This is a genomic window from Dactylococcopsis salina PCC 8305 (genome assembly GCF_000317615.1).
Taxonomy (GTDB): Bacteria; Cyanobacteriota; Cyanobacteriia; order Cyanobacteriales; family Rubidibacteraceae; genus Halothece; species Halothece salina.
Window position 1 is genome coordinate 1,945,139 of the sequence record NC_019780.1, and the last position, 20,748, is coordinate 1,965,886.

Consider the following 20,748-nt stretch of genomic DNA (forward strand, 5'->3'; position numbering starts at 1 on the left):
TTATTTTTAGATATCCCTTCATTGTAACAAAGGAATATCCTTAGTTATCTTAATACTACTTATAATTTAACATAACTTATCCTTTAAATTCTCAGCCTCTCTTGAGTGAGGGAAGAAATTGTCTCGCAGAAGAACTCATGGTAATAATATTTCTGTTGCGATCGAACAACACTGATCCCACTGTCACCGCTTTCTCAGCGTGTTTACGAATATAATCTTGTGAATTTTCATCAATTCTACGGGCGATCGCGCTGTAAACCCGATCGACAATTTCCTCCCCATCACTCAACCCTCGCAAATACTCCAACCCCGCTTCTGTTGTCTCACTCGCCAACAATTGCTGTAATCTATCTGTTGATAGTCCCACTTTCGCCCCTAACGCGGTTAAAATTTCCAAACGAGCATCTGCTAAATGGTGATGAGTGTGAAAAACACCGCCAGCGAGTTTAATCAGTTTTCCGTGATAGCCAAACAACACTAATGATTTTACACCTTGTTCCCCTGCGGCGACTAACAACGGACCCAACCAGTTCGCCGTTTTCACCAGTTGTTCTGGATTAATTCCTTGTTTTTGCGCCAAATCTAAGCCATTTTCCCCGACGCAAAACACTAAAGTTGAAAATTCCCTTGCTTTTCTCCCTAATTCTTCCTGAAACGCCGTTAATTGTCCAGGTGCGGTTAACGGTTGCGAAATGCCAGTTGTTCCTAACAAAGATAGCCCTTCCACCACTCCAAACGCCTCATTAGACGTGCGTTGTGCTAAACGTCTTCCTTCAGGGAGAATAATTTTAACCGTCACTTGTTGATCGTCATCGATCAATCCCTGTAAATTCTCAATTAAAATCTGTTTCGCATACCGATAAATCGCCGCTTCTCCCTGACGATTTAACTGTTTTCCGACTCCTTCTCCTCCTTCAATGATTACTGTTTCCCGATTGGGTTTTCTACCTTCTAAACTCACCAGCGCCCAAATCGGAGTGTTTGCGGTTATGTCTAAGTTATCTCCTGGATCACTGAGAGTAATTCCCAATGCTTTTCCATTGTCTAATAAGGCAATTTGTTCAACGGGGATAGTGACTTTTTGCGGTGGGGTAATCAGATCAATTTCGACACTTTCTAATTTTTCTGATTTTTGCAAATAACGTAACGCAGCAACCGCCGACGCGGTGGCAAAAACGGGTAAGGTATAGCCAGAACGAGGTTCAATCATCAGGTTTTATTCGATCGTTCTTTCAATCATAAATCTAAAATAAAGCCAAGTAAAACATTACCCTGTTGGGTTACGCTTTCGCTTCACCCAACCTACGGTTACCGAAAATGTAGGTTGGGTGGAGTTTACGAAACCCAACCCCGATCGCTGTTGGGTTATGTGCTTGGCTTCACCCAACCTACGGTTAGCTGTTGGGTTATGTGCTTGGCTTCACCCAACCTACGGTTAGCCAAAATGTAGGTTGGGTGGAGTTTACGAAACCCAACCCCGATCGCTGTTGGGTTACGCGCTTGGCTTCACCCAACCTACGGTTAGCTGTTGGGTTACGCGCTTGGCTTCACCCAACCTACGATGAGATTGAAACTATTTTTCTTCGACTAAGATAACAGGAATTGGACTATTTTCTAAGACAGTTTGAGAGGTTGATCCTAATAAGACTTTCTCTAGCGGTTGATGTCCTCGTTTTCCCATAATAATGTCACTGACTTCATAAAATTGTGCAATCCCAATAATTTCTGTTCCCACAACGCCATTACTGGTGATAAAACGATAAGAAATATCAGCTAGATGTTGTTGGGTTAGAGTTTCTAATTCGGTGTTTTTTTCTTCATCCAGATGACTGATTACATGAAGTACAATCACTTCCGCGTTCATTTTTCGCGCTAATTCTCCTGTTTTTTTTAATACTTCTGTTGCGAGGAGAGAGGTATCAATAGCAGCCAAAAGACGGGTTTTTTCTGTGCTGCTTACTTTTGTCGGATCGACTTCACCTTGTTCAAGTAATTTTGGCGCAAATGTCGGAATCGCCCACGCACCGATCGGGGCGGTGACTAAAATAGATAAGACGGCTAAAGCGAGAATTGTCTCTCCTCCCTCTATCCCCAAAGAAAGAGGAATCGCACCGATCGCCGCTTGTACGGTTGCTTTCGCTGAGTTTCCAGGTAACAAAAATAATCTTTCTCGCCAATTCCAGTTACTCCCAATTGTAGAAAAATACCAGCCAATACTACGACCCAATAATAATCCTAAAATCAATAAAATAAGACCAGGGAGTAACACCGCTTCTAACACTTTCAACTCTAAACTGACTCCCAATAAGACAAATAAAACAATTTCTGCAACAATCCAGAGATGATTAAATTCTACTCGTAATCTTCGCGCTAGAGGTGCATCAAATTCAATTAAAAAGAAACCTAACGCCATGGTTGCTAAATAACCAGAAAAATAAGGAAAGGTTTCCGCCAGAATGATTAATCCTAACGCAATACTCCCGACAATAATGATTTCATGGACAGGATTTTGAGCCAGTTTTAATTTAGCTAGAATTACTGTAATTAACCAAGCGACAGCGAAACCAATGGCGACACCAAACACAATTTGTAAAATGACTTGTAAGGGAAGCTGCGTCAGAGAATCGGTGTTAACTCCCTGTTGGAAAAAGTTGAGAAGCAGAGAAAAAATCAGTAAGATTAAAACATCGGATAAAGCACTTCCTGTTAAAATCACATCAGGAATCCCTTTCGCCACTCCCCAACCGCGACTTTTTAGACGCAACATTCCAGGAACAATTACGGCGGGGGATTCTGGCGCAATGACACAGCCTAATAATAATCCTGTAATTAGGTTAAAATCGAACAGTAAGCTGGAGAAAAGGGCGATCGCGCTCATTTCCGCTAAAGCAGGAAGAAACCCCAACCGTAGCGCCACACTTCCCTGTTGTAAGAGTTTTTCTCGATCTAATCCTAATCCCGCGCGCATTAAGATCACCATTACCGCAGCCATCCGCAAATCATCCGCTAAGGTGATTACAATTGGGTTTAAAAGATCAGCTACTTCTTTCCCTAAGATAATCCCCACCGCGATCATCCCTAATAAAGGAGGTGCGCCAATTCGACGGAAAACTTCCCCTCCGATCAATCCCAGTAGTAAAATTAAAATGGCACTTGTTAGCATTTTTTTAATTCAATCAATCGTTATTCTGTGAACTTAATTAATCCCTTGCAACTTAGTGTAGTCTTCTTTTTAGCACTTGTTTTATTTCTCAGTTGTCTTTTAATTGCTGGTTTATCCTATTTGCCGATTTCCCAAGTTTTTCAGGCGTTTGTTAAACGGTTTGACCTTAAAGACATTTATCGTAACACAAGTTACTCTTTAAAACTGTGGTTAGTTTTAACCATTTTGATCATTATTATTGATGCCATTTTTTTGAGGCTTCCTAGCCCTACTTGGTTGGAGTGGTTGGAGTCTCCTTTAGGCTTAATTGTGGCGATCGATGTTTGTTTATTTACCTTTAAGGCCCTTGATAAACTGTTTGAAAATTACTTGTTAGGAGTCGCCCTAGAAGATCAGACTAAAATTAATAGTGAACTGATCGCTTTAGGTCAATATTTGAGTAAAGTAACAACAGTTTTAGTGCTGATTTTTTGTTTTGCTCAAACTCATCAGATCAATTTAATTGGTTTATTAGCTAGTTTAGGAATTGCTGGCGCAACGATCGCTTTTGCGTCTCAAAAGATTATTGAAGAAATTCTCTGGAGTATTGTTTTGTTGATCGATCGCCCTTTTTCCGTTGATGATTATATTCATCTCCAAGATCGGACAATGGGAAGAGTCGAATCAATTGGTTGGCGATCGACCAAAATTCGTCTATCTGGAAAAAATACGTTAGCTGTGATTCCCAATAGTAATTTAGTGAAAGAAAACATCGAAAATTTGAGCCGCGCTAAACGGGTTATTTCTATGATTACCTTGACTTTCTTTCGCATTTTATCGGAAAATGAAAAGGCTCTAATTCAAGAGTTTATTTTAGAAAGTACGGCGGATATTTTAGGAATTGATAATGAATTAACACAGGTGAGTTTTAAAGAAATTGCTGCTCGATCGGGAGAACAATGTGTTCGCGCGGAAGTCATTTTCTTTATTTTAGGAACAAATGATGCTTCTATGGAATTACGTCGTGGGTTACTAGAAATTGCACGTGATAACATTGTGCAACGTTTACAAGCCTATGGCATTGCTTTTAACTGCGAACAAACAACAGTAGATGTGCCTCAAAAAATGACAATTTAGTAATCTAAAAAGTGATGGCAAATGGTGCAAATTGAATGGGAAATTTTGCAAGAGGTTTTGGTGTTGATGTTGCGCTTGGGATTGTTTTCTCTCGCCGCCATTATTTCGCCATTCGTGGGTCGATTTTTTCCCCAATTTATCTGGCGTTTTTTACAATTTATTCAACGTTACGTCTCGATCGATGCGAAACATACTTATGATCAGTTTGTCAAATCTTTTCAAAATTTAATTGCCATTTCAGGAACATTTTTATTTCTCGCTTTAGCGTTAAATCTCCTCGCACAATATGAAGAAATATATCAATTTCTCGGCTTCTTTATCTATTTTTGCCTGTCTGTTACTTTAGCTTGGATTGCGCTTAAAATCAGTCGTCAATTAATTCGACGTACTGTTATCAGTTTAGTTCAACGTTGGTTTGGAGAAGTGAGCGAAGTTGTTTTAATTTTTGAAAGTTTGATTTATGTTGTTATCATAATACTAGCTGGGATTATTTTTGCCATTGGCTTAAGGTTAAATATTACCGCGATCGTAGCGAGTTTAGGAATTAGTGGTGTCGCCATTGCATTTGGGGCGCAACAAACCCTGAGTCGGTTATTTGGAACACTAGAAATTTATCTCGATCGCCCTTATCGTCCAGGAGAATATATTCGGATTAATTTTAATCCCTATGACGAAGACGCTTATGGTCGCATTGAATCAATTGGCTTACGTTCCACAAAAATTCGTCTCGTTGCTCGTAATACAATTACGATTGTTCCTAACTCTTTAATGGCAGATAAAAGGATTGAAAATGTTAGTCGTGGGAAAAAAATTGTGGCTATGTTATGCTTAGATTTCTTGAGAGTTTTAGACAGTGGAGAACGTGCTTTAGTTAAACAAGTGGTACAAGAAGCGAGTGAAGTATTTTGGGGCTTTACCAAAGCAAGCATTCATGTTCAATATTGTGCCTCGGATCAACAAGCAGGAACTCGCGCCAGAATTATCTTTTTTATCTCCAGCGTGGATGAAAGTTCTCTCGGTTTGCGGAAACGTCTTTTAGAATTAGCTAATAGCGCGATCGCCCACAAACTAGCAGGTTATAACCTCAAATTTACCACCCCAGAGCCAGTGGTTTACATCGACTCTCCCATGTCACTGTAGGTGAATTGTTATGAATCCAGAATCTTTTTCTGATTACCAACCCAACCTTTCTCAATCCCAAAGCCTATCGCAAACAGTGGAGGAATTAGAAGTAAAATTAGAACGATTACAAGGGTTAGCACAAACTCTCATTGGGGGGTTAATGGTGGCAATTTTAATCACCATTGGCGTTTCGGGATGGTTTGCTTATCGGCTGATTTTACAAGAACAACAAGCGCGACGGCAAGCGCAAGAGTTTCAACAAACCGAAGTTGAACTTCAGGAAAAATTAGACAATCTCGAACAAAAATTTTCCGCCCAACAACAACAAATCAATCAGTTGCGAGAAGAAATTCCTGATGACTTAGAAACGGTGACGAATACCGTTAATTCTAATCAACAACAAATCGAGGTTTTACAAGATAAAATTCAGCGATCGAATGCCGAACCATAAGACTCGGAAAATCAGAAGGAATCCCGAAACAGCAATAATGAATAAAAATTACTTGCTTGAAGAAAGAACGATAATCCCAACTAAACACAAAAGAATCCCCATCACTTTACTCAAACTAACCGCTTCATTGAGGAAAAATACTGCTAACATCGTGGTGACAATTGGATATAAACTGGTAATAACAACCACTTTAGAAGCCTCTCCCTGCGCGATCGCATTAAAGAATAAAAAAGCCCCTAAACTGGTAAAAACTCCCACTAAAATCCCCAAATAAGTCCAGCCATTTTGCCACTGAAACGAAAAAGACTCTCGATAACTAAAAATATAAAGAGGAATCCCCAACGATGATCCCAAGAGAGAGTAAATTAGAAGACTAGGAGCATTTAATTCCGCACTAACGAACTTAGAAAAAAATCCCCAAAGACCATAAACAAATAGACAAACTAAACTAAGCGTTAACCAAGACATACAATATTATTTATTATTGTTTTGATCAAGGGGAATTGGGAACTTGTCACCAAAGATCAAAAAATAGAGTTAAAAGTAAAGAATCGGAGCGGCGGGATTTGAACCCACGACCCCCACTACCCCAAAGTGGTGCGCTACCAAGCTGCGCTACGCCCCGAAGGTCACGGTCTTTAATACTAACCTAGTTTTTAAATAATTGCAAGCGGTTAAGGAAAAAAGTTTTGGACGGCCTCAATTAGGTTTTGTGTTCCCGTCACTGACCAATTCCCTTCGCCACAACGTCCCGTTTGTAAAATCATTCGTAAGGAGAAAGCCTGGGGGTAGCCTTCTACTTCCAACCAAACGACTTCTGATTCTGCCTCACCAGCAATTCTCTCCTCGGAGACTAATTCTTGTGCCATTTGTTCCATTGTGGTTGCGAGTTGTAACAAAAGACGGCAAAAATCCTTAAATTCCGTTTCCGAAAGTTCGATCGCCCAGTCTTCGTTTCCCACTAATCCCTTATAAGTTGTGGCGTAAGGATTCCAACCCAAACGCCACCCTTCTCCTTTTTTTAGAATCCGATCCACTTTGATTTAAAGAGTGTTGGTGAGCATAAAGCCCACCAATTGCGGTTTATTTTCCTTTTTGATCTCGTGATTGACGGCGACGATCGCGCCACTCGATCGCAGTCAGATAAAGTATCCCACCGCTAACCGAAAGCAACAACACAAGCGCCATCAGGAATAACACATTGAGCGGAGATAAAACTTCCACAGTTCACCTCTAAAATCCATTACGCGCCCAGACAACCATTGTAATCGACCAAGTAAACAAAGCTAAAAACGCGACCCAACCTAATGTCAAAATATCCATAGTCTTCTCTTTTTAAACTCGTATTCAATACTCTACCTGTTGCATGATAGCAAGTTTCTAATGATTTCCCAAGTGGCGTTTTAGGGGACAAAAGCGGCTCGATCGCGCTATAATCAGATTAATTCGTAGTCGTTATGAGTTTGATTAATATGGCACAGCAAACAGTAGAAAACCTCGTCATCATTGGATCAGGACCTGCTGGTTATACCGCAGGAATTTACGCAGCACGGGCGAACCTCAAACCCGTGATGTTTGAAGGCTTCCAAGCGGGAGGCGCACCAGGGGGACAATTAATGACCACCAGCGATGTGGAAAACTATCCAGGCTTTCCCGACGGAATCACCGGACCGAAACTGATGCAAGACATGAAAGCACAAGCACAGCGTTGGGGAACAGAAATTTACACCGAAGATGTCATCTATGCTGACTTAAAACAACGCCCCTTCACCATTCGTTCTCAAGAAAGAGAAATTAAAGCCCATAGCGTCATTATTGCCACTGGTGCGAATGCCAAACGACTAAATCTTCCTAACGAAGACAAATTCTGGAATCTCGGCATTTCCGCTTGTGCTATTTGTGACGGTGCGAACCCCATGTTTAAGGGAAATGATGTGGTTGTCGTCGGTGGTGGTGACTCCGCAGCCGAAGAAGCAGTGTATGTCACTAAATACTGCGATCGAGTTCATTTATTAGTGCGCCGTGAGCAACTCCGAGCCAGTAAAACCTTACAAGATCGAGTGTTGAATCATCCGAAAATCACCGTCCATTGGAACACAGAAGCCGTCGATGTTTATGGACAAGAAGGGGGTTTTTTAGAAGGAGTAACCATTGTTAATAACCAAACTGGAGAACAAAGTAATCTCCCCGCACGAGGACTATTTTACGCGATCGGTCACACCCCCAACACCCAACTATTTAAAGGACAATTAGAACTAGATGACGTGGGTTATATCATCACTAAATCGGGGTCAGTAGAAACCAATCTTGAAGGCGTGTATGCCGCAGGAGACGTACAAGATCATGAATTTCGACAAGCCGTAACCGCAGCGGGAACAGGATGTCAAGCGGCGATGTTAGCAGAACGCTGGTTATCTGCTAATGAATTAGCTACAGAATATCATCAAGATGGTCAGACTCCAGAGAAACAAGACAGCAGCGAGGAAGAAAAACCCGCCGCCGATACCGAAGCCACCTTTGACATCAATCAAACCCGTCATTATGGCGGTTATGCCCTGCGTAAATTATTCCATGAGAGCGATCGCGTGTTAATTGTTAAATATGTCGGTCCCAACTGCGGACTATGCGCCACACTGAAACCGATTTTAGACGGCGTAATTGATGAATATGCAGACCAAGTGCATTTTGTAGAAATTGACATTGCTGATGAACCTGATATTGCCGAAAATGCAATGGTAACGGGGACACCAACCGTACAATTTTTCCGCAATCAGGAAATTGTGGATCAACTGCGCGGCGTGAAACAAAAAAGCGAATATCGTCAACGCATTGAACAGTATCTCTCCGAATTAGTTGGCGCTTAGTAATGAAATCTGTTGTCCTTGTTGAGGTTCAATAACTTCCGTGTCGAGGTGAGAGTCTTTTAGGCTTGCTTTCACCTCCTCTACACCGCCGCCCGTTTTTAACAAAGAGAGTAAAACCCCTTGATAATCAATGTCTCCCCCTGAAGCGGTGGCTAAAATGGTCTTGGGTTTTAACCATTGCGCTAACTTGATCGCACTTTCTTTGCCATTAATAATCGCGCCAGCGAGGGGTAACTCTAAATTAACAATAGGATTAATCACCACATCCACAGGGGCATAATCTTTGACGCTTTCAGGGGGAAAACCGTGAGGTTCATAGTATAGCCGTTGTTGAGGGGCAGCGGTGAGAAGATAGGCGTTTTCTTTCTCTATCCCCACTGGTGCGCCTGGTAAAGCGCGGATTTCGATTTTGTCTTGTAAGGTGTGGGATTCACCATGGGATAAACTGGTTACAGTGGTAAATCCGATTTCTGTGGCGACTTTTGCCGCGCTAGGCGATCCGACGACAGGAATGTTGGGATCAAGGCTTTTCAAGGTGGGTTTATGGGCGTGGTCTTCTAAACCTTGAGAGAGTAAAATTAAATCAATTCGATCGGGTAAGGTGGGAGGATTTTCGCGACGAGTTCCTCTAAATAACCAAGGTAAGTTCCCAAAAACTAGATCATCCACAAGCCAAGGGTCAACGAGAATATTGAGGTCTTCCCATTGCCACAGCCAACTATTTGATCCTAAGTAAGTTAATTCCATAATTGTTAAGTTTTTCTGTGATCTTTTAATTTATCTTAACAACGATCAAAAGTAGGTTGGGTAGAGACGTTCCATGGAACGTCTCTACGCGAAACCCAACACCAATCAGTGACCATAGATATCCCATTGATTAACCAATGACTTCTCAAACAACTGCTGCTTATATCCACATCCCTTTTTGTCGCCGACGCTGTTATTATTGTGATTTTCCCGTGTCGGTGGTGGGGGATGGAGGCGGAACACTCGATCGAGCGAGACTAATGAGACAATATGTTCAGGTGTTATGTGAAGAAATCCGTCTCACTGCTGCTTGGTTTCCGAGTGCAAGTTTAAACACAGTTTTCTTCGGTGGCGGAACGCCCTCTTTACTCCCTGTCGCCGAATTGGACAAGATTTTAACTACATTAGATCAGCAGTTTTCCATTGCCAAAGATGCCGAAATTTCGATTGAAATTGATCCTGGAACGTTCGATTTAGAACAATTAGAGTCATATCAACGTTTAGGAATCAATCGCTACAGTTTGGGAGTGCAGTCATTTGATAATGATTTATTATTACAGATGGGACGCACTCATCGGGAAACAGATATTTATCGCGCGATCGAACAATTCCAACAAATCGGGATTGATAACTTTAGCCTTGATCTAATTTCTGGTTTACCGCATCAAACCCTTTTTCAATGGGAAACCACTCTAGAAAAAGCGATCGCCCTTTCTCCCACTCATCTCTCTTGCTACGATCTCATTGTCGAATCAGGAACGGCTTTTCAGCGTCAAGCAGACAGCGGAAAATTACCATTACCTCCCGACGAAACTTCTGCTGAAATGTATCGTCTCACCCAACAACACTTAACTAGAGTCGGTTACATTCACTATGAGATCAGTAACTATGCTTTCTTGGGATACCAATGTCATCATAACTGCACTTATTGGCAAAATTTATCATACTACGGTTTTGGCATGGGCGCAGCAAGTTTTTTAGCAGGAAAACGCTTCACGCGACCCCGCACTCGTCGCGAATATTCGCAATGGGTAGAAACTCTGAATCAAGAAAACAACGATCTCACCTCAACTTCCGAGGTCGATCAACAAGAGCAACTTCTAGACACGCTTATGCTCGGATTAAGATTACAAAAAGGAATTGACTTAAGCGCGATCGAGCGTCAATATGGATCGGAGTGTGTCAAAAAAATCACCAGTGTTCTCAGTCCATACTTAGATCGAAATTGGGTCAATTTGGGTAAGCTAGATGATCACAACTCTTGGGAAAACTTAACCTTGAGTGATCCAGAGGGATTCCTCTTCTCCAATCAGATTTTAGCGACACTATTTAGAGCTTTTCTGGATTAAATTCGCTAGAATGCTAACTTAAAAGAAGGATTTTTCTTCTAATCATAAAAAATAGTTTTCAATCATCATTTAGGAAAAACAAATGAGAGACGTTCCATGGAACGTCTCCACGCGAAACCCAACACCAATTATAAACAATTACCCGAACCTGATATAAGATTTCAAATCTTACCTCTTACCTCTTACCTCTTACCTCTTGCCTAAGGCAACTTGCTGATTGGTGTTGGGTTTCGTAAACTTCACCCAACCTACTTGCTGATTGGTGTTGGGTTTCGTAAACTTCACCCAACCTACTTGCTTTTAAATCGGCTGAAGGAAGCGTTTAATGTCTCGGAAGAAGAAATAAACCAGGCTTTACAAGCGGCTTAAGAATTGCTTATTGTTTAAGAGTAAATTATGATCAAAGTTGTCCGATCATTTTATGAGTCTGCGGGATCACTCGCACTTCCCGCAAAAGTTGTTTCATTTGCGACTGCCAAGATAAAACTTGTTCCGCGCGAGGTGGGGTAATGGTTTTTCCGACAAGGGGAGTAACGGGTTGTAAAATAACAGGAATGTCGGGGCTAACCTTAGCAATGATTCGGGTGGCTTGGTTGAGATCATCATCGCTGGTTTGATCAGAAACAATTAACTTGACAAAAATATGTTTTTGTGGTATGCAGAGACGCAAAAATGCAGCATGACTCTCCCAATGTTGTTCCCCACTGACGCTAGGAAGTTTCATATCCATTCCGATACAGTCTAAAAAATCGAGAATGAGGGACAATTGTTGAGGGCGATGTCCACCAGTTTCTAAGTAGATCGGTAACGAGGTTGATTGTTTCAGTTGGGGTAAAAATTGCCTTAAAAACTTGGCGTGAAGGAGAGGTTCACCACCTGTTAAACTGATGCTATCGTGAAGATTGAATTGGTTTTGCTGTTCAATCCAACGCAGAAGTTGGGTATCTTCAACAGGGTTATCATAAACTTGAAAATCCCGTTTGCCTGGGGTTTGTTCGACGCGAAAGGTTGAGTTAGCTTGCCAAGTGTTCGCGCTGTCACAAAAATCACAACGTAGGTCACAGCCTCCGAAACGAATAAAAATCTGCCGTGTTCCTACGTTTAAGCCCTCTCCTTGAATAGCAGAAAAGACTTCTACTAAATTAGCGGTGGCGGTTGCGACTGTAGCCATAACAGGTGTTTAATTCTAGGTTACTAGCCCTAGTCTATCGCAAGAGTCCAGAGGAAATTTCAGCCATCTCTCCTTTGCTTAAAAATAAATCCGCAGCGTGTCGCCAGTCAAAAAAGGCTTCTTTTTTATTGCCGAGTTTCTTTTGTGCTAATCCTCGATTATAATAAGCGCCAGCATAGCGGTTATCTAAGGCGAGAGTATTATTATAATCCTCGATCGCGCCTTGGACATCTCCCGTATAAAATCTTGCCACACCCCGATTGTAATAGGCTTGTTGTAAATAGGGGTTAACATTGATCACTTGCGTAAAATCAGCAACCGCCGCCGCATATTGTTTAACTTGACAGTAGGTTAGTCCTCGATAATAATGAGCTCTAGTGACGCGAGGATTAATTTCTAAAGCGCGATCGCAATCCTTAATCCCTTGTGCGTAACGTTCGAGTTTAAAGCAAACACCAGCACGAGTGGCGTAAGCCATAGCATCTTTACCATTGAGTTCGATCGCTCGATCGCAATCTTTTAAAGCTCTAATATATTGTTTTTGTTTAAAATAAGCTCTAGCGCGATTACTATAGGCTTGTGCATAATTAGAATCTAAAGAAATCGCATGAGTAAAATATCTTACTGCTTGCGGATATTGTTTTTTCTCATAAAACTCTAACCCTTGTTCCCAAGATAATTTTGCTTCTTTGGAGACACAATTGCCACTTAGAAACATTTTAATCTTTCTAATCCAATCTTGTAGGAACATTTTTTGACATCCCAATTATTGTATTTTTCTTTTAATCTACCGTTATCATAACGCCAATTTCTCCAAAGTTATCTCCGTACAAATCAGGCTTTTTCATCAATTAAACATAAATTAAAATCCGTATTTTTTATTAAGTTAAATCCACTAAATCAGGTTTAGGTAATTGCTGATAATTGGTGTTGTGTATTGTTCCCCCCTTTCAAAGGGGGGTTAGGGGGGATAAATTTTCCAAAATGGAATTATAATTAGTGTTGGGTTACGCTTCTTTCCACCCATTGCAGTGACCAGTGACCAGTGACCAGTGACCAGTAATCAGTGAACAAATAACGAATAACGAATAACGAATAACGAATATTGGTGTTGGGTTACGCTTCTCTCCACCCAACCTACTTTTCTCATTATTCCCCCCTTTCCAAGGGGGGTTAGGGGGGATAAATTTTCCAAAATGGAATTATAATTGGTGTTGGGTTACGCGTGGAGACGTTCCATGGAACGTCTCTACCCAACCTACTTTTCAGATCAAATAAATTCCCCCAGAATTGGGGGTTAGGGGGCAATTGACACCAGAGAGATTATATTAAAATCAAGCCAAAATTGTACTCCCCATAAGTTTCAAATAACGCCGTTCTAATTCGGCTTTTAACAAGGGATAATCCTCCAAATTTCGATCGACCAAAACTAACTTTTCCGCCGCTTCTCTCGCCAAAACTAACACCTCTTGATCTTCCACTAAACTCGCCAAAGCAAAATCAGGAAGTCCAGACTGACGTTTTCCCAACACCTCACCCGGACCCCGAAACTGCATATCCATTTCCGAAATAAAAAAGCCGTCTCTCGATTGTTCTAAAACTCCCAACCGTTGTTTAGCAGTATCGGTTTTTGAGCCACTCATTAAAATACAATAAGACTTATATTCGCCACGTCCCACTCTTCCTCGTAATTGATGCAATTGTGACAAACCAAATCTTTCTGCATTTTCAATTAACATCACCGTCGCATTCGGAACATCAACTCCCACTTCAATCACAGTCGTGGAAACAATAACTTGAGTTTCATTATCTCGAAACGCGGTTAAAGCCTCATCTTTTTCTTGAGAAGTCATCCGTCCATGTAACAAGCCAACCTTAAACTCTGGAAAAACTGTTTCTTGTAGCTTTTTCTGTTCTTCCACCGCCGAACGAACATCTAACTTGTCCGACTCTTCCACTAAAGGTAGTACAACATAAGCCTGTCGTCCTTGTGCAATTTCTCGCCGAATTAAATCATAAGCCTGACGACGTTCTCTTCCTGATAAAGCAGTCGTCTGAATTTCTTGTCGTCCTGGGGGAAGTTCATCAATTTGTGACACATCTAAATCACCATGAAGCGTCAACGCCAAAGTGCGAGGAATGGGAGTAGCCGTCATACTCAAAACATGAGGGGAATGTCCTTTATCCAGTAATCGCGCCCGTTGTTGGACTCCAAACCGATGCTGTTCATCAATGACCACTAACCCTAACTGTTGGAAGTTCACTGTATCTTGAATTAAAGCATGAGTTCCCACCAACAAAGGTAATTCTCCCGTTTCTAACTGTTGATGAATTTCCCGTCGTTTTGCGGTTTTAGTTGACCCCGTGAGGAGTTCTACAGGGAGATGAAGTAAGTTGAACCAACCCACTAATTTCCGATAGTGTTGTTCCGCTAAAACTTCCGTAGGCGCCATCAACGCGGCTTGATATCCCGACTGAATCGCAGCGAGAATGGCAAAGACAGCAACAACAGTTTTCCCAGACCCCACATCCCCTTGAACCAGTCGGTTCATCGGTGTTTCCGAGTTTAAGTCTTGGAGAATGTCGCTAACCACTCGTTGCTGGGCGTTGGTTAAGCTAAAGGGAAGCACTTGTTTAAATTGGTCGATGAGTTTTCCAGTGGGGTCGAGAAGGGCGCTTTTTTGAGTTTCCCGTTGTTGTTGACGACGACTGAGAAACCCCAGTTGGAGGAAGAAGAATTCATCAAAAATTAGTCTCCGTCTAGCGTGAGAAAGGGTTTCATGGTCAGGGGGGAAGTGAAGGTTTTTGATGGCTTCAGGGAGAGGAAGAAACCCGTATTGTTTCCGTAAGGTTGAAGGTAAGGGGTCTTTTAGCGTATCGGCGGCGGGTAAAACTTTAAGGACGGCTTTTCGTACCACATCGGCAGAAACCCCTTCCGTAAGAGGATAAACTGGGAGAACACGACCAATATTTAAGGATTCAATTTCCGCCCCCTGAGAGTCTAATATTTCGATTTCGGGGTTATCGAGGGTGATTCCATATTTGTTTTTTTTCACCAGCCCAGAAGCCGCAACGATCGCGCCTCTAGGGTATAATTTTTTTTGTTTCTCCTGCCATCCCCGATTAGTGAAACGAGTACCAGCAAAAAAGCGACTAAGTTTAACTTCGCCAGTACGGTCTTTAATCACCAGTTGAAAGATGCTGAGTTTTGGATTTTTGGGACTGGTAAAACAGTTACAACTTCTCACACTCCCAACAACAGTGACGGTTTCTCCCGCTTCTAAATCAGAAATATTGACTTGACGCGCATAGTCAATGTGTTCACGGGGATAATAAAATAAGACATCGCGCACCGTTTTTAAGCCTAGACGAGACAAACTGCGGCTACGAGTGCGTCCAATATCGGGAATGTCTTCTAATGATTGATCTAAGTTGAGGTTGGGGTTTCCTTGAGGAATCGGGGTTTTAGTTTGAAGTGGTTTCGTTTCTGGAGTGGGGTCGGGTTTTCCTTCTTGAACATCTTTGAGGAGACGACTGGCTTTGACAACTAATTGCTGACGTTCCAGTTTGGCTTTTTTTTCATAGTTTGCAAATTCTACCGCTAGGTCACGCCAACGCTGTTTTTGTTGAGGGGTTGCTTCTGGCGGAACTGTTCCAAAGGTGAGACAGAGAAACTCACTAAAACGGTATTGTTTCCCTACGATGTCAGAATAGCCGGCTCTGGCTTCGATCGCAAGTGCTTTATGGAGGCGTTCCCACTGGGGAGTATTGCTTTCAGTCATCATTTTCATTCGGATGAGTCCGCTCGATCGGGCTTTTTGGTATTTTTAAAGGTAACGCAAGATTAGCCTCGTCAGTTACCAATTATCAATCAGGTAGAAACTTGGCATAATGAAATTTCCCAGTTACTAATTTTAAGGAAACGTGAAAACTGATTCTCTTTTCTATAAACTCTTTCAAAACGTTCCTGAACTATTTTTTGAACTCATCCAAGAAACGAACCCGTCTTCTTATCAATTTGATTCGGTGGAAGTCAAACAGACTAGCTTTCGCTGTGATGGGGTATTTCTTCCCGATGAAAACACCGCAGAAACGCCCATTTATTTCGTCGAAGTACAATGGCAAAAAGATGAAACACTTTATGGAAGATTATTTAGCGAAATCTTTCTCTATTTACGTCATCATCCTGAACAACAATTTTGGCGTGCGGTGTTAATTTATCCTCAACGTAGTAGTGAAGGAACGATCGATCCCGCTTATGAAGTTTTAATCAACAGCGAACAAGTCAAACGGATTTATTTAGAAGATTTAGCCAAAACTCAAACCAATTCTTGGGGATTAAAAATCTTCAAATTAATGATTGAGTCAGAAAGTAAAGCCGCGCAAGAAGCGCAAGAGATTCTTCGGGAAATCAAACAGGAAACCTTTCCCGTTTCCTCAGCATCGATCGAGGAGTTAGTAGAAACTATAATTGTATATAAGTTCCCGCAATTAAGTCGTAAGGAGATTGCTAAAATGTTAGGACTCGCCGATAGTATTACTCAAACCCGTGTTTATCAAGAAGGATTACAAGAAGGAGAATACAAGCTGATTAAGCTGATTATCAAACAGTTACAACATCGTTTTGGAGAACTTTCTGCTGAAGAAAAGGCAAAAATTGAGCAATTATCTTCGAGTGAGTTAGAGTCTTTGGGAGAAGCACTTTTAGATTTTACCGCTCGATCGAATCTTACTCAATGGCTAAAGCAGTGATCAGTGACCAGTGACCAGTGATCAGTAAACAAATAACAAATAACAAATAACAAATAACGAATTCCCGATGAAAACACCGCAGAAACGCCCATTTATTTCGTCGAAGTACAATGGCAAAAAGATGAAACACTTTATGGAAGATTATTTAGCGAAATCTTTCTCTATTTACGTCATCATCCTGAACAACAATTTTGGCGTGCGGTGTTAATTTATCCTCAACGTAGTAGTGAAGGAAAAATCGAACCCGCTTATGAAGTGTTAATCAACAGCGAACAAGTCAAACGGATTTATTTAGAAGATTTAGCCAAAACTCAAACCAATTCTTGGGGATTAAAAATCTTCAAATTAATGATTGAGTCCGAAAAAAAGGCAGCGCAAGAAGCGCAAGAGATTCTTCGGGAAATCAAACAGGAAACCTTTCCCGTTTCCTCAGCATCGATCGAAGAGTTAGTAGAAACTATAATTGTATATAAGTTCCCGCAATTAAGTCGTAAGGAGATTGCTAAAATGTTAGGACTCGCCGATAGTATTACTCAAACCCGTGTTTATCAAGAAGGATTACAAGAAGGAGAATATAAACTGATTATCAAACAGTTACAACATCGTTTTGGAGAACTTTCTGCTGAAGAAAAGGCAAAAATTGAGCAATTATCTTCGAGTGAGTTAGAGTCTTTGGGAGAAGCACTTTTGGATTTTACAACTCGATCGAATCTTACTCAATGGCTAGAAACGAATCCCTAATCATCAAACTTCTAAAAAAAGATAACTCAATCCGATCGCGCCATTGATAAAAATTTTGAAAGCGCGATCTATTATTGTATTTCTAACCTTTTTTGTTCGTAGTTGGATGATTGAAGCACAATATCAGGAAAATTATCAACTCTTATTCCTACAAGATGCACAAAACACTTTAATCCAAATGCAACAAGAAGATTTTCCTAGTTTATGCGATTTATACACTTTAATTATTCATCCTAGTTATGAAAAACTCGCTGATACTTGTTTGATTTCAAAAAATGAGTAGTAATCCGCAATTATCAATTTATTGGATGTATCAAGCGCTCGATCGATTCGTTTCTCTGGATTTAACTAAAATCTTTGGCTCTTCTAGAGTGAGTATGATAAATTAATAGTTAAAGCCGAGGCAAGAGGCAAGAGGCAAGAGGCAAGAGTATTTAATAATTTAATTTTTTGATAAGAAATGAATCGTGAAGTTGTTCTCTCTACCCTCAACGAACATTTAAAGGAGATCAATCAGTTTGGGGTAAAATCTCTCGCTTTATTTGGTTCGATCGCGCGAAACGAAGCCACTCCCGACAGCGATCTCGATTTTCTCGTGGAATTTAAAGGGGCTGCGACTTTAGATGGCTATATGGGTCTAAAATTCTTGTTAGAAGACCTTTTTGATAAGGAAGTTGATCTGGTAATCAAAGCAGATTTAAAACCCCAAATCCGAGAAAACGTTATTAACGAAGCCATCCATGTCACGTCGCCTTAGCCTTTATCTAACTGATATTATTAACAGTATTGAAAAGATTCAAAACTATACTGCTAATCTCACCTATGAGAACTTATGCGAAGATGATAAAACTTTAGATGCGGTAGTTCATAACCTGCTGATTATTGGTGAAGCCACTAAACAAATCCCTAATTCTGTTCGGATTAAATATTCACAAATAGAATGGAAACAAATTGCAGGATTAAGAGATGTAATCGCCCACAGCTATTTCTCAATTAACTCAAAACTTGTTTGGGATATCATTCAAACGAAACTTGATCCTCTTCAAAGCTGCATTCAACAGATTCTCGAAACTGAAAACTTAGAAAATTACTAAAGCGATGAACTCCCGATTTTCCTCGTTTTGGGCTTACTTACTCAACAGTCTCTAAGATCAAATTAATTCTAACAATAAATCTTGGTGCATTAAAGCTCGATCGCGCTGGGATTGAATCTGATCTAAACTCAATCCTTCTCCATTAGCATAATGATCCAACCACAGTTTTGTAATCAGTTTAGAATCATCAGGAATGTCCGCAACTTCCCAACCTGGAATCTCTAATTCTGTCATTAATTGACTAATTTTTGGATCGTAACTAATGGCAAAACAACGACACTCTTCCGACGCAGCCATAATTAAGCTATGATAACGCATTCCGATCGCCATTTCTACACCGCGAAAGAGTCGTTTTAAACGAGTGGGCGTTTCCCCAGAAATCACTGCTTTCGGTTCAGGAATTTGACTGGCAATAGCTGCCGCTAAAGGGTAATCTTTCGGTTGAAACGGAAGCAGTAAAATACAGGTTTCTGTTGCTTTTTGAAACGAGATTAAAGCCTGAGTTAAAACTTTAATTTTCTCAGTCGTTAACTGGGAATGTTCACGTAAAGTAACGGCAATTCTTGGCGCGGGAAGTTCCCAAAGTTTCGGGAAAGATTCACTTTCTAACGCCCAAACGGGATCAGGTGCAATTAAAGGAGATAATCCCCAACTACTTAATAATTTAGCAGAAGCTCGATCGCGCACACTAATTTCTTCACATCCGATAAGAGTTTTACGGGTTAACCACTGAGAAAAACGCGATCGTAAGGGTCCAATTCCTTGCGCCCAAGCAATGGTTTTTAATCCCTTTTGTTGCGCCAATGCCATTAATCCACCATAATAAATCGGGTTACGAAAACTGGTGACATCTTGCATTAAACTTCCCCCTCCCCAGATGAAATAGTCTGCTTTTTTAAAAGCATCTAAAATCGGAAAAGCCGATCGATTCGGTATCGCTTCCACTTGTAATCTTTCTCTGGTTTGTTGTGGATTTGCCGATAAAACTAAAGGCTGCACTGTTTCGGGAAGCATTTGGATTAAAGTCATTAGCAGCGCATCATCTCCCACATTATCTCGACCATAATAACCACAGAGAATTGCTTTTTTCGATCCAGACTGGTATTCCATAGAAAGCGTTAAAATTTGTTAAGCAGATGTACCCTAGCAAGAGGAAAAAAAGTGATGACAGTTCGCACTGATACCCTTTGGGAACAATTTTTGAAACCGATCGTCGGCAGTTTCATTGATGGCGAAGAAATTAACGATCTTCAAACCAGTATTGATTGGGAAACTGAATCCGATCGAATCGCTAACCCTAATCTAGAATATCCCGATTATTATCGATCGCAAAATTTCCATGGCATTCAGGGAGGCTATCTCACCTCAAGCGCGGCGGTGACTTATGATCCGATCACCCGTTATTTTGTTCCCCCTCACGAAACATGGGTAAGAGAGGACGCAATTAAACAGATTAAAGGAAACCCACAACGCATTCTTGATTTAGGCTGTGGTACAGGATCAACAACCGTTTTACTCCAAGAAACGTTCCCTAATGCGGAAGTGATCGGTTTAGATTTGTCTCCCTATATGCTGATTATGGCAGAACGAAAGGCAAAAGAGAAACAGCTTCCGATACGCTGGTATCACGGGAAAGCGGAAGAGACAGGGTTAGACGGAGACACTTTTGATCTGGTGACAGCTTCTCTCCTATTCCATGAAACACCAGTTGAGATTAGTAAAGCGATTCTCAGAGAGTCGTTTCGTTTGTTGAAAGGAGGAGGGGAATTTTTACTGTTAGATGGAAATCAGGACACTTTACGAGATTCGGAATGGTTGACTAATATATTTGAAGAGCCTTATATTCAAGATTACGCCAAAGGTAATGTTGAGAGTTGGTTAGAAACCACAGGATTTGTAGCGACAGAAACTGAGATCGTTTGGGGAATCCATCAGGTGAATTGGGGGAGAAAACCTCAACCCGTTGCGAAATCTTCTCCCGTAACGGTAGAGGAAAATGATGACATTCCCTATGGCGTAGCGCCCGCGTGACCTTTTAAAAAAAATAATCGACCCAACTTGTTTACAAGTCGAGCCGATTTATGTTAATTTTAGAAGCCTAATTGGGATTAGTCTTACAACGAAGCACGATCGCGCCTTCAACCGTTCATATTTGGTGCGAATCAGGAGCGATCGAGC

Annotated in this window: 24 protein-coding genes and 1 tRNA gene; 11 read left to right on the forward strand and 14 right to left on the reverse strand. The window is 41.1% G+C overall.

Annotated elements, in window-relative coordinates; all coding sequences use genetic code 11:
* Window positions 1–91: 91 nt before the first annotated feature.
* Window positions 92–1,210, reverse strand: a complete 1,119-nt coding sequence (gene cbiD / locus DACSA_RS09610; protein ID WP_015229565.1) for a cobalt-precorrin-5B (C(1))-methyltransferase CbiD — start codon at window positions 1,208–1,210, stop codon at window positions 92–94.
* Between the two features lie 363 nt (window positions 1,211–1,573).
* Window positions 1,574–3,163: a cation:proton antiporter domain-containing protein gene (locus DACSA_RS09615; RefSeq protein ID WP_015229566.1), complete on the reverse strand. Its 1,590-nt coding sequence runs from the start codon at window positions 3,161–3,163 to the stop codon at window positions 1,574–1,576.
* Between the two features lie 27 nt (window positions 3,164–3,190).
* On the opposite strand from DACSA_RS09615, the gene DACSA_RS09620 reads away from it, so the two are divergent.
* Genes DACSA_RS09620 through DACSA_RS09630 form a run of 3 tightly spaced genes read left to right on the forward strand, consistent with a single transcriptional unit; the run spans window position 3,191 to window position 5,852 of the window.
* Complete coding sequence (locus tag DACSA_RS09620) at window positions 3,191–4,279, forward strand: mechanosensitive ion channel family protein (protein WP_015229567.1); 1,089 nt, start codon at window positions 3,191–3,193, stop codon at window positions 4,277–4,279.
* 21 nt (window positions 4,280–4,300) lie between these two features.
* Window positions 4,301–5,419, forward strand: a complete 1,119-nt coding sequence (locus tag DACSA_RS09625; protein WP_015229568.1) for a mechanosensitive ion channel family protein — start codon at window positions 4,301–4,303, stop codon at window positions 5,417–5,419.
* A gap of 10 nt (window positions 5,420–5,429) precedes the next feature.
* Window positions 5,430–5,852 carry a hypothetical protein gene (locus DACSA_RS09630; protein WP_015229569.1) on the forward strand — a complete coding sequence of 141 codons (423 nt, stop codon included), beginning with the start codon at window positions 5,430–5,432 and terminating at the stop codon, window positions 5,850–5,852.
* A gap of 48 nt (window positions 5,853–5,900) precedes the next feature.
* Here the strand turns inward: DACSA_RS09630 and DACSA_RS09635 are convergent, their stop codons facing one another.
* The 5 genes from DACSA_RS09635 to petN form a co-directional block, all read right to left on the reverse strand.
* Complete coding sequence (locus DACSA_RS09635; protein ID WP_015229570.1) at window positions 5,901–6,320, reverse strand: EamA family transporter; 420 nt, start codon at window positions 6,318–6,320, stop codon at window positions 5,901–5,903.
* A gap of 83 nt (window positions 6,321–6,403) precedes the next feature.
* A tRNA-Pro gene (locus DACSA_RS09640) sits at window positions 6,404–6,477 on the reverse strand.
* A gap of 49 nt (window positions 6,478–6,526) precedes the next feature.
* Window positions 6,527–6,889 carry a DUF1818 family protein gene (locus DACSA_RS09645; RefSeq protein WP_015229571.1) on the reverse strand — a complete coding sequence of 121 codons (363 nt, stop codon included), beginning with the start codon at window positions 6,887–6,889 and terminating at the stop codon, window positions 6,527–6,529.
* A 46-nt stretch (window positions 6,890–6,935) separates the two neighbouring features.
* On the reverse strand, window positions 6,936–7,076 hold the full coding sequence (locus DACSA_RS21495) for a hypothetical protein (RefSeq protein ID WP_198007765.1): 141 nt from the start codon (window positions 7,074–7,076) through the stop codon (window positions 6,936–6,938).
* Between the two features lie 9 nt (window positions 7,077–7,085).
* A complete protein-coding gene (gene petN / locus DACSA_RS22530; protein WP_015225143.1) occupies window positions 7,086–7,175 on the reverse strand; it encodes a cytochrome b6-f complex subunit PetN in 90 nt (29 codons plus the stop codon).
* A 149-nt stretch (window positions 7,176–7,324) separates the two neighbouring features.
* Here petN and trxB point away from each other — a divergent pair, with 149 nt between their 5' ends.
* Window positions 7,325–8,716, forward strand: a complete 1,392-nt coding sequence (gene trxB / locus DACSA_RS09650; protein ID WP_015229572.1) for a thioredoxin-disulfide reductase — start codon at window positions 7,325–7,327, stop codon at window positions 8,714–8,716.
* Here trxB and DACSA_RS09655 read toward each other — a convergent pair.
* The gene (locus DACSA_RS09655; protein WP_015229573.1) at window positions 8,702–9,463 is read right to left on the reverse strand and encodes an MBL fold metallo-hydrolase; all 762 of its coding nucleotides are present in this window, start codon (window positions 9,461–9,463) and stop codon (window positions 8,702–8,704) included. The two genes, trxB and DACSA_RS09655, sit on opposite strands and share 15 nt — an antisense overlap.
* Window positions 9,464–9,600: 137 nt before the next feature.
* Between DACSA_RS09655 and hemW the strand changes: the two genes are divergently transcribed.
* Window positions 9,601–10,812: a radical SAM family heme chaperone HemW gene (gene hemW / locus DACSA_RS09660; protein ID WP_015229574.1), complete on the forward strand. Its 1,212-nt coding sequence runs from the start codon at window positions 9,601–9,603 to the stop codon at window positions 10,810–10,812.
* Window positions 10,813–11,212: 400 nt separating this feature from the next.
* On the opposite strand, the gene DACSA_RS09665 is transcribed toward hemW, so the two are convergent.
* The 4 genes from DACSA_RS09665 to recG all read right to left on the reverse strand — a co-directional run bounded on the left by DACSA_RS09665 (window position 11,213) and on the right by recG (window position 15,774).
* Window positions 11,213–11,983 carry a 7-carboxy-7-deazaguanine synthase QueE gene (locus DACSA_RS09665; RefSeq protein ID WP_015229576.1) on the reverse strand — a complete coding sequence of 257 codons (771 nt, stop codon included), beginning with the start codon at window positions 11,981–11,983 and terminating at the stop codon, window positions 11,213–11,215.
* A gap of 34 nt (window positions 11,984–12,017) precedes the next feature.
* Window positions 12,018–12,734, reverse strand: coding sequence for a tetratricopeptide repeat protein (locus DACSA_RS09670; RefSeq protein ID WP_015229577.1), 717 nt, complete (start codon window positions 12,732–12,734; stop codon window positions 12,018–12,020).
* A 256-nt stretch (window positions 12,735–12,990) separates the two neighbouring features.
* Window positions 12,991–13,119, reverse strand: coding sequence for a hypothetical protein (locus DACSA_RS22535; protein ID WP_269544582.1), 129 nt, complete (start codon window positions 13,117–13,119; stop codon window positions 12,991–12,993).
* A gap of 198 nt (window positions 13,120–13,317) precedes the next feature.
* Entirely contained in the window at window positions 13,318–15,774 is a 2,457-nt protein-coding gene (recG, locus tag DACSA_RS09675) for an ATP-dependent DNA helicase RecG (RefSeq protein ID WP_015229578.1), read from the reverse strand.
* A 133-nt stretch (window positions 15,775–15,907) separates the two neighbouring features.
* On the opposite strand from recG, the gene DACSA_RS09680 reads away from it, so the two are divergent.
* Complete coding sequence (locus DACSA_RS09680; RefSeq protein ID WP_015229579.1) at window positions 15,908–16,735, forward strand: Rpn family recombination-promoting nuclease/putative transposase; 828 nt, start codon at window positions 15,908–15,910, stop codon at window positions 16,733–16,735.
* Here the strand turns inward: DACSA_RS09680 and DACSA_RS20590 are convergent.
* Window positions 16,713–16,865: a hypothetical protein gene (locus tag DACSA_RS20590; protein WP_156800752.1), complete on the reverse strand. Its 153-nt coding sequence runs from the start codon at window positions 16,863–16,865 to the stop codon at window positions 16,713–16,715. The two genes, DACSA_RS09680 and DACSA_RS20590, sit on opposite strands and share 23 nt — an antisense overlap.
* Between DACSA_RS20590 and DACSA_RS09685 the strand changes: the two genes are divergently transcribed.
* The 4 genes from DACSA_RS09685 to DACSA_RS09700 all read left to right on the forward strand — a co-directional run bounded on the left by DACSA_RS09685 (window position 16,826) and on the right by DACSA_RS09700 (window position 18,570).
* On the forward strand, window positions 16,826–17,476 hold the full coding sequence (locus tag DACSA_RS09685; protein WP_232225295.1) for a DUF2887 domain-containing protein: 651 nt from the start codon (window positions 16,826–16,828) through the stop codon (window positions 17,474–17,476). The two genes, DACSA_RS20590 and DACSA_RS09685, sit on opposite strands and share 40 nt — an antisense overlap.
* 55 nt (window positions 17,477–17,531) lie before the next feature.
* The gene (locus tag DACSA_RS21500) at window positions 17,532–17,759 is read left to right on the forward strand and encodes a hypothetical protein (protein WP_041235422.1); all 228 of its coding nucleotides are present in this window, start codon (window positions 17,532–17,534) and stop codon (window positions 17,757–17,759) included.
* Between the two features lie 177 nt (window positions 17,760–17,936).
* Complete coding sequence (locus DACSA_RS09695; RefSeq protein ID WP_015229580.1) at window positions 17,937–18,233, forward strand: nucleotidyltransferase family protein; 297 nt, start codon at window positions 17,937–17,939, stop codon at window positions 18,231–18,233.
* A complete protein-coding gene (locus DACSA_RS09700) occupies window positions 18,217–18,570 on the forward strand; it encodes a HepT-like ribonuclease domain-containing protein (protein WP_015229581.1) in 354 nt (117 codons plus the stop codon). Before DACSA_RS09695 ends, DACSA_RS09700 begins: the two co-directional genes overlap by 17 nt.
* A gap of 57 nt (window positions 18,571–18,627) precedes the next feature.
* Here DACSA_RS09700 and csaB read toward each other — a convergent pair whose 3' ends face one another.
* Window positions 18,628–19,680 (reverse strand): polysaccharide pyruvyl transferase CsaB, encoded by a 1,053-nt coding sequence (gene csaB / locus DACSA_RS09705; protein WP_015229582.1) that lies wholly within the window; start codon window positions 19,678–19,680, stop codon window positions 18,628–18,630.
* A 54-nt stretch (window positions 19,681–19,734) separates the two neighbouring features.
* Here csaB and DACSA_RS09710 point away from each other — a divergent pair, with 54 nt between their 5' ends.
* Complete coding sequence (locus DACSA_RS09710) at window positions 19,735–20,601, forward strand: class I SAM-dependent methyltransferase (RefSeq protein ID WP_015229583.1); 867 nt, start codon at window positions 19,735–19,737, stop codon at window positions 20,599–20,601.
* Window positions 20,602–20,748: the final 147 nt, after the last annotated feature.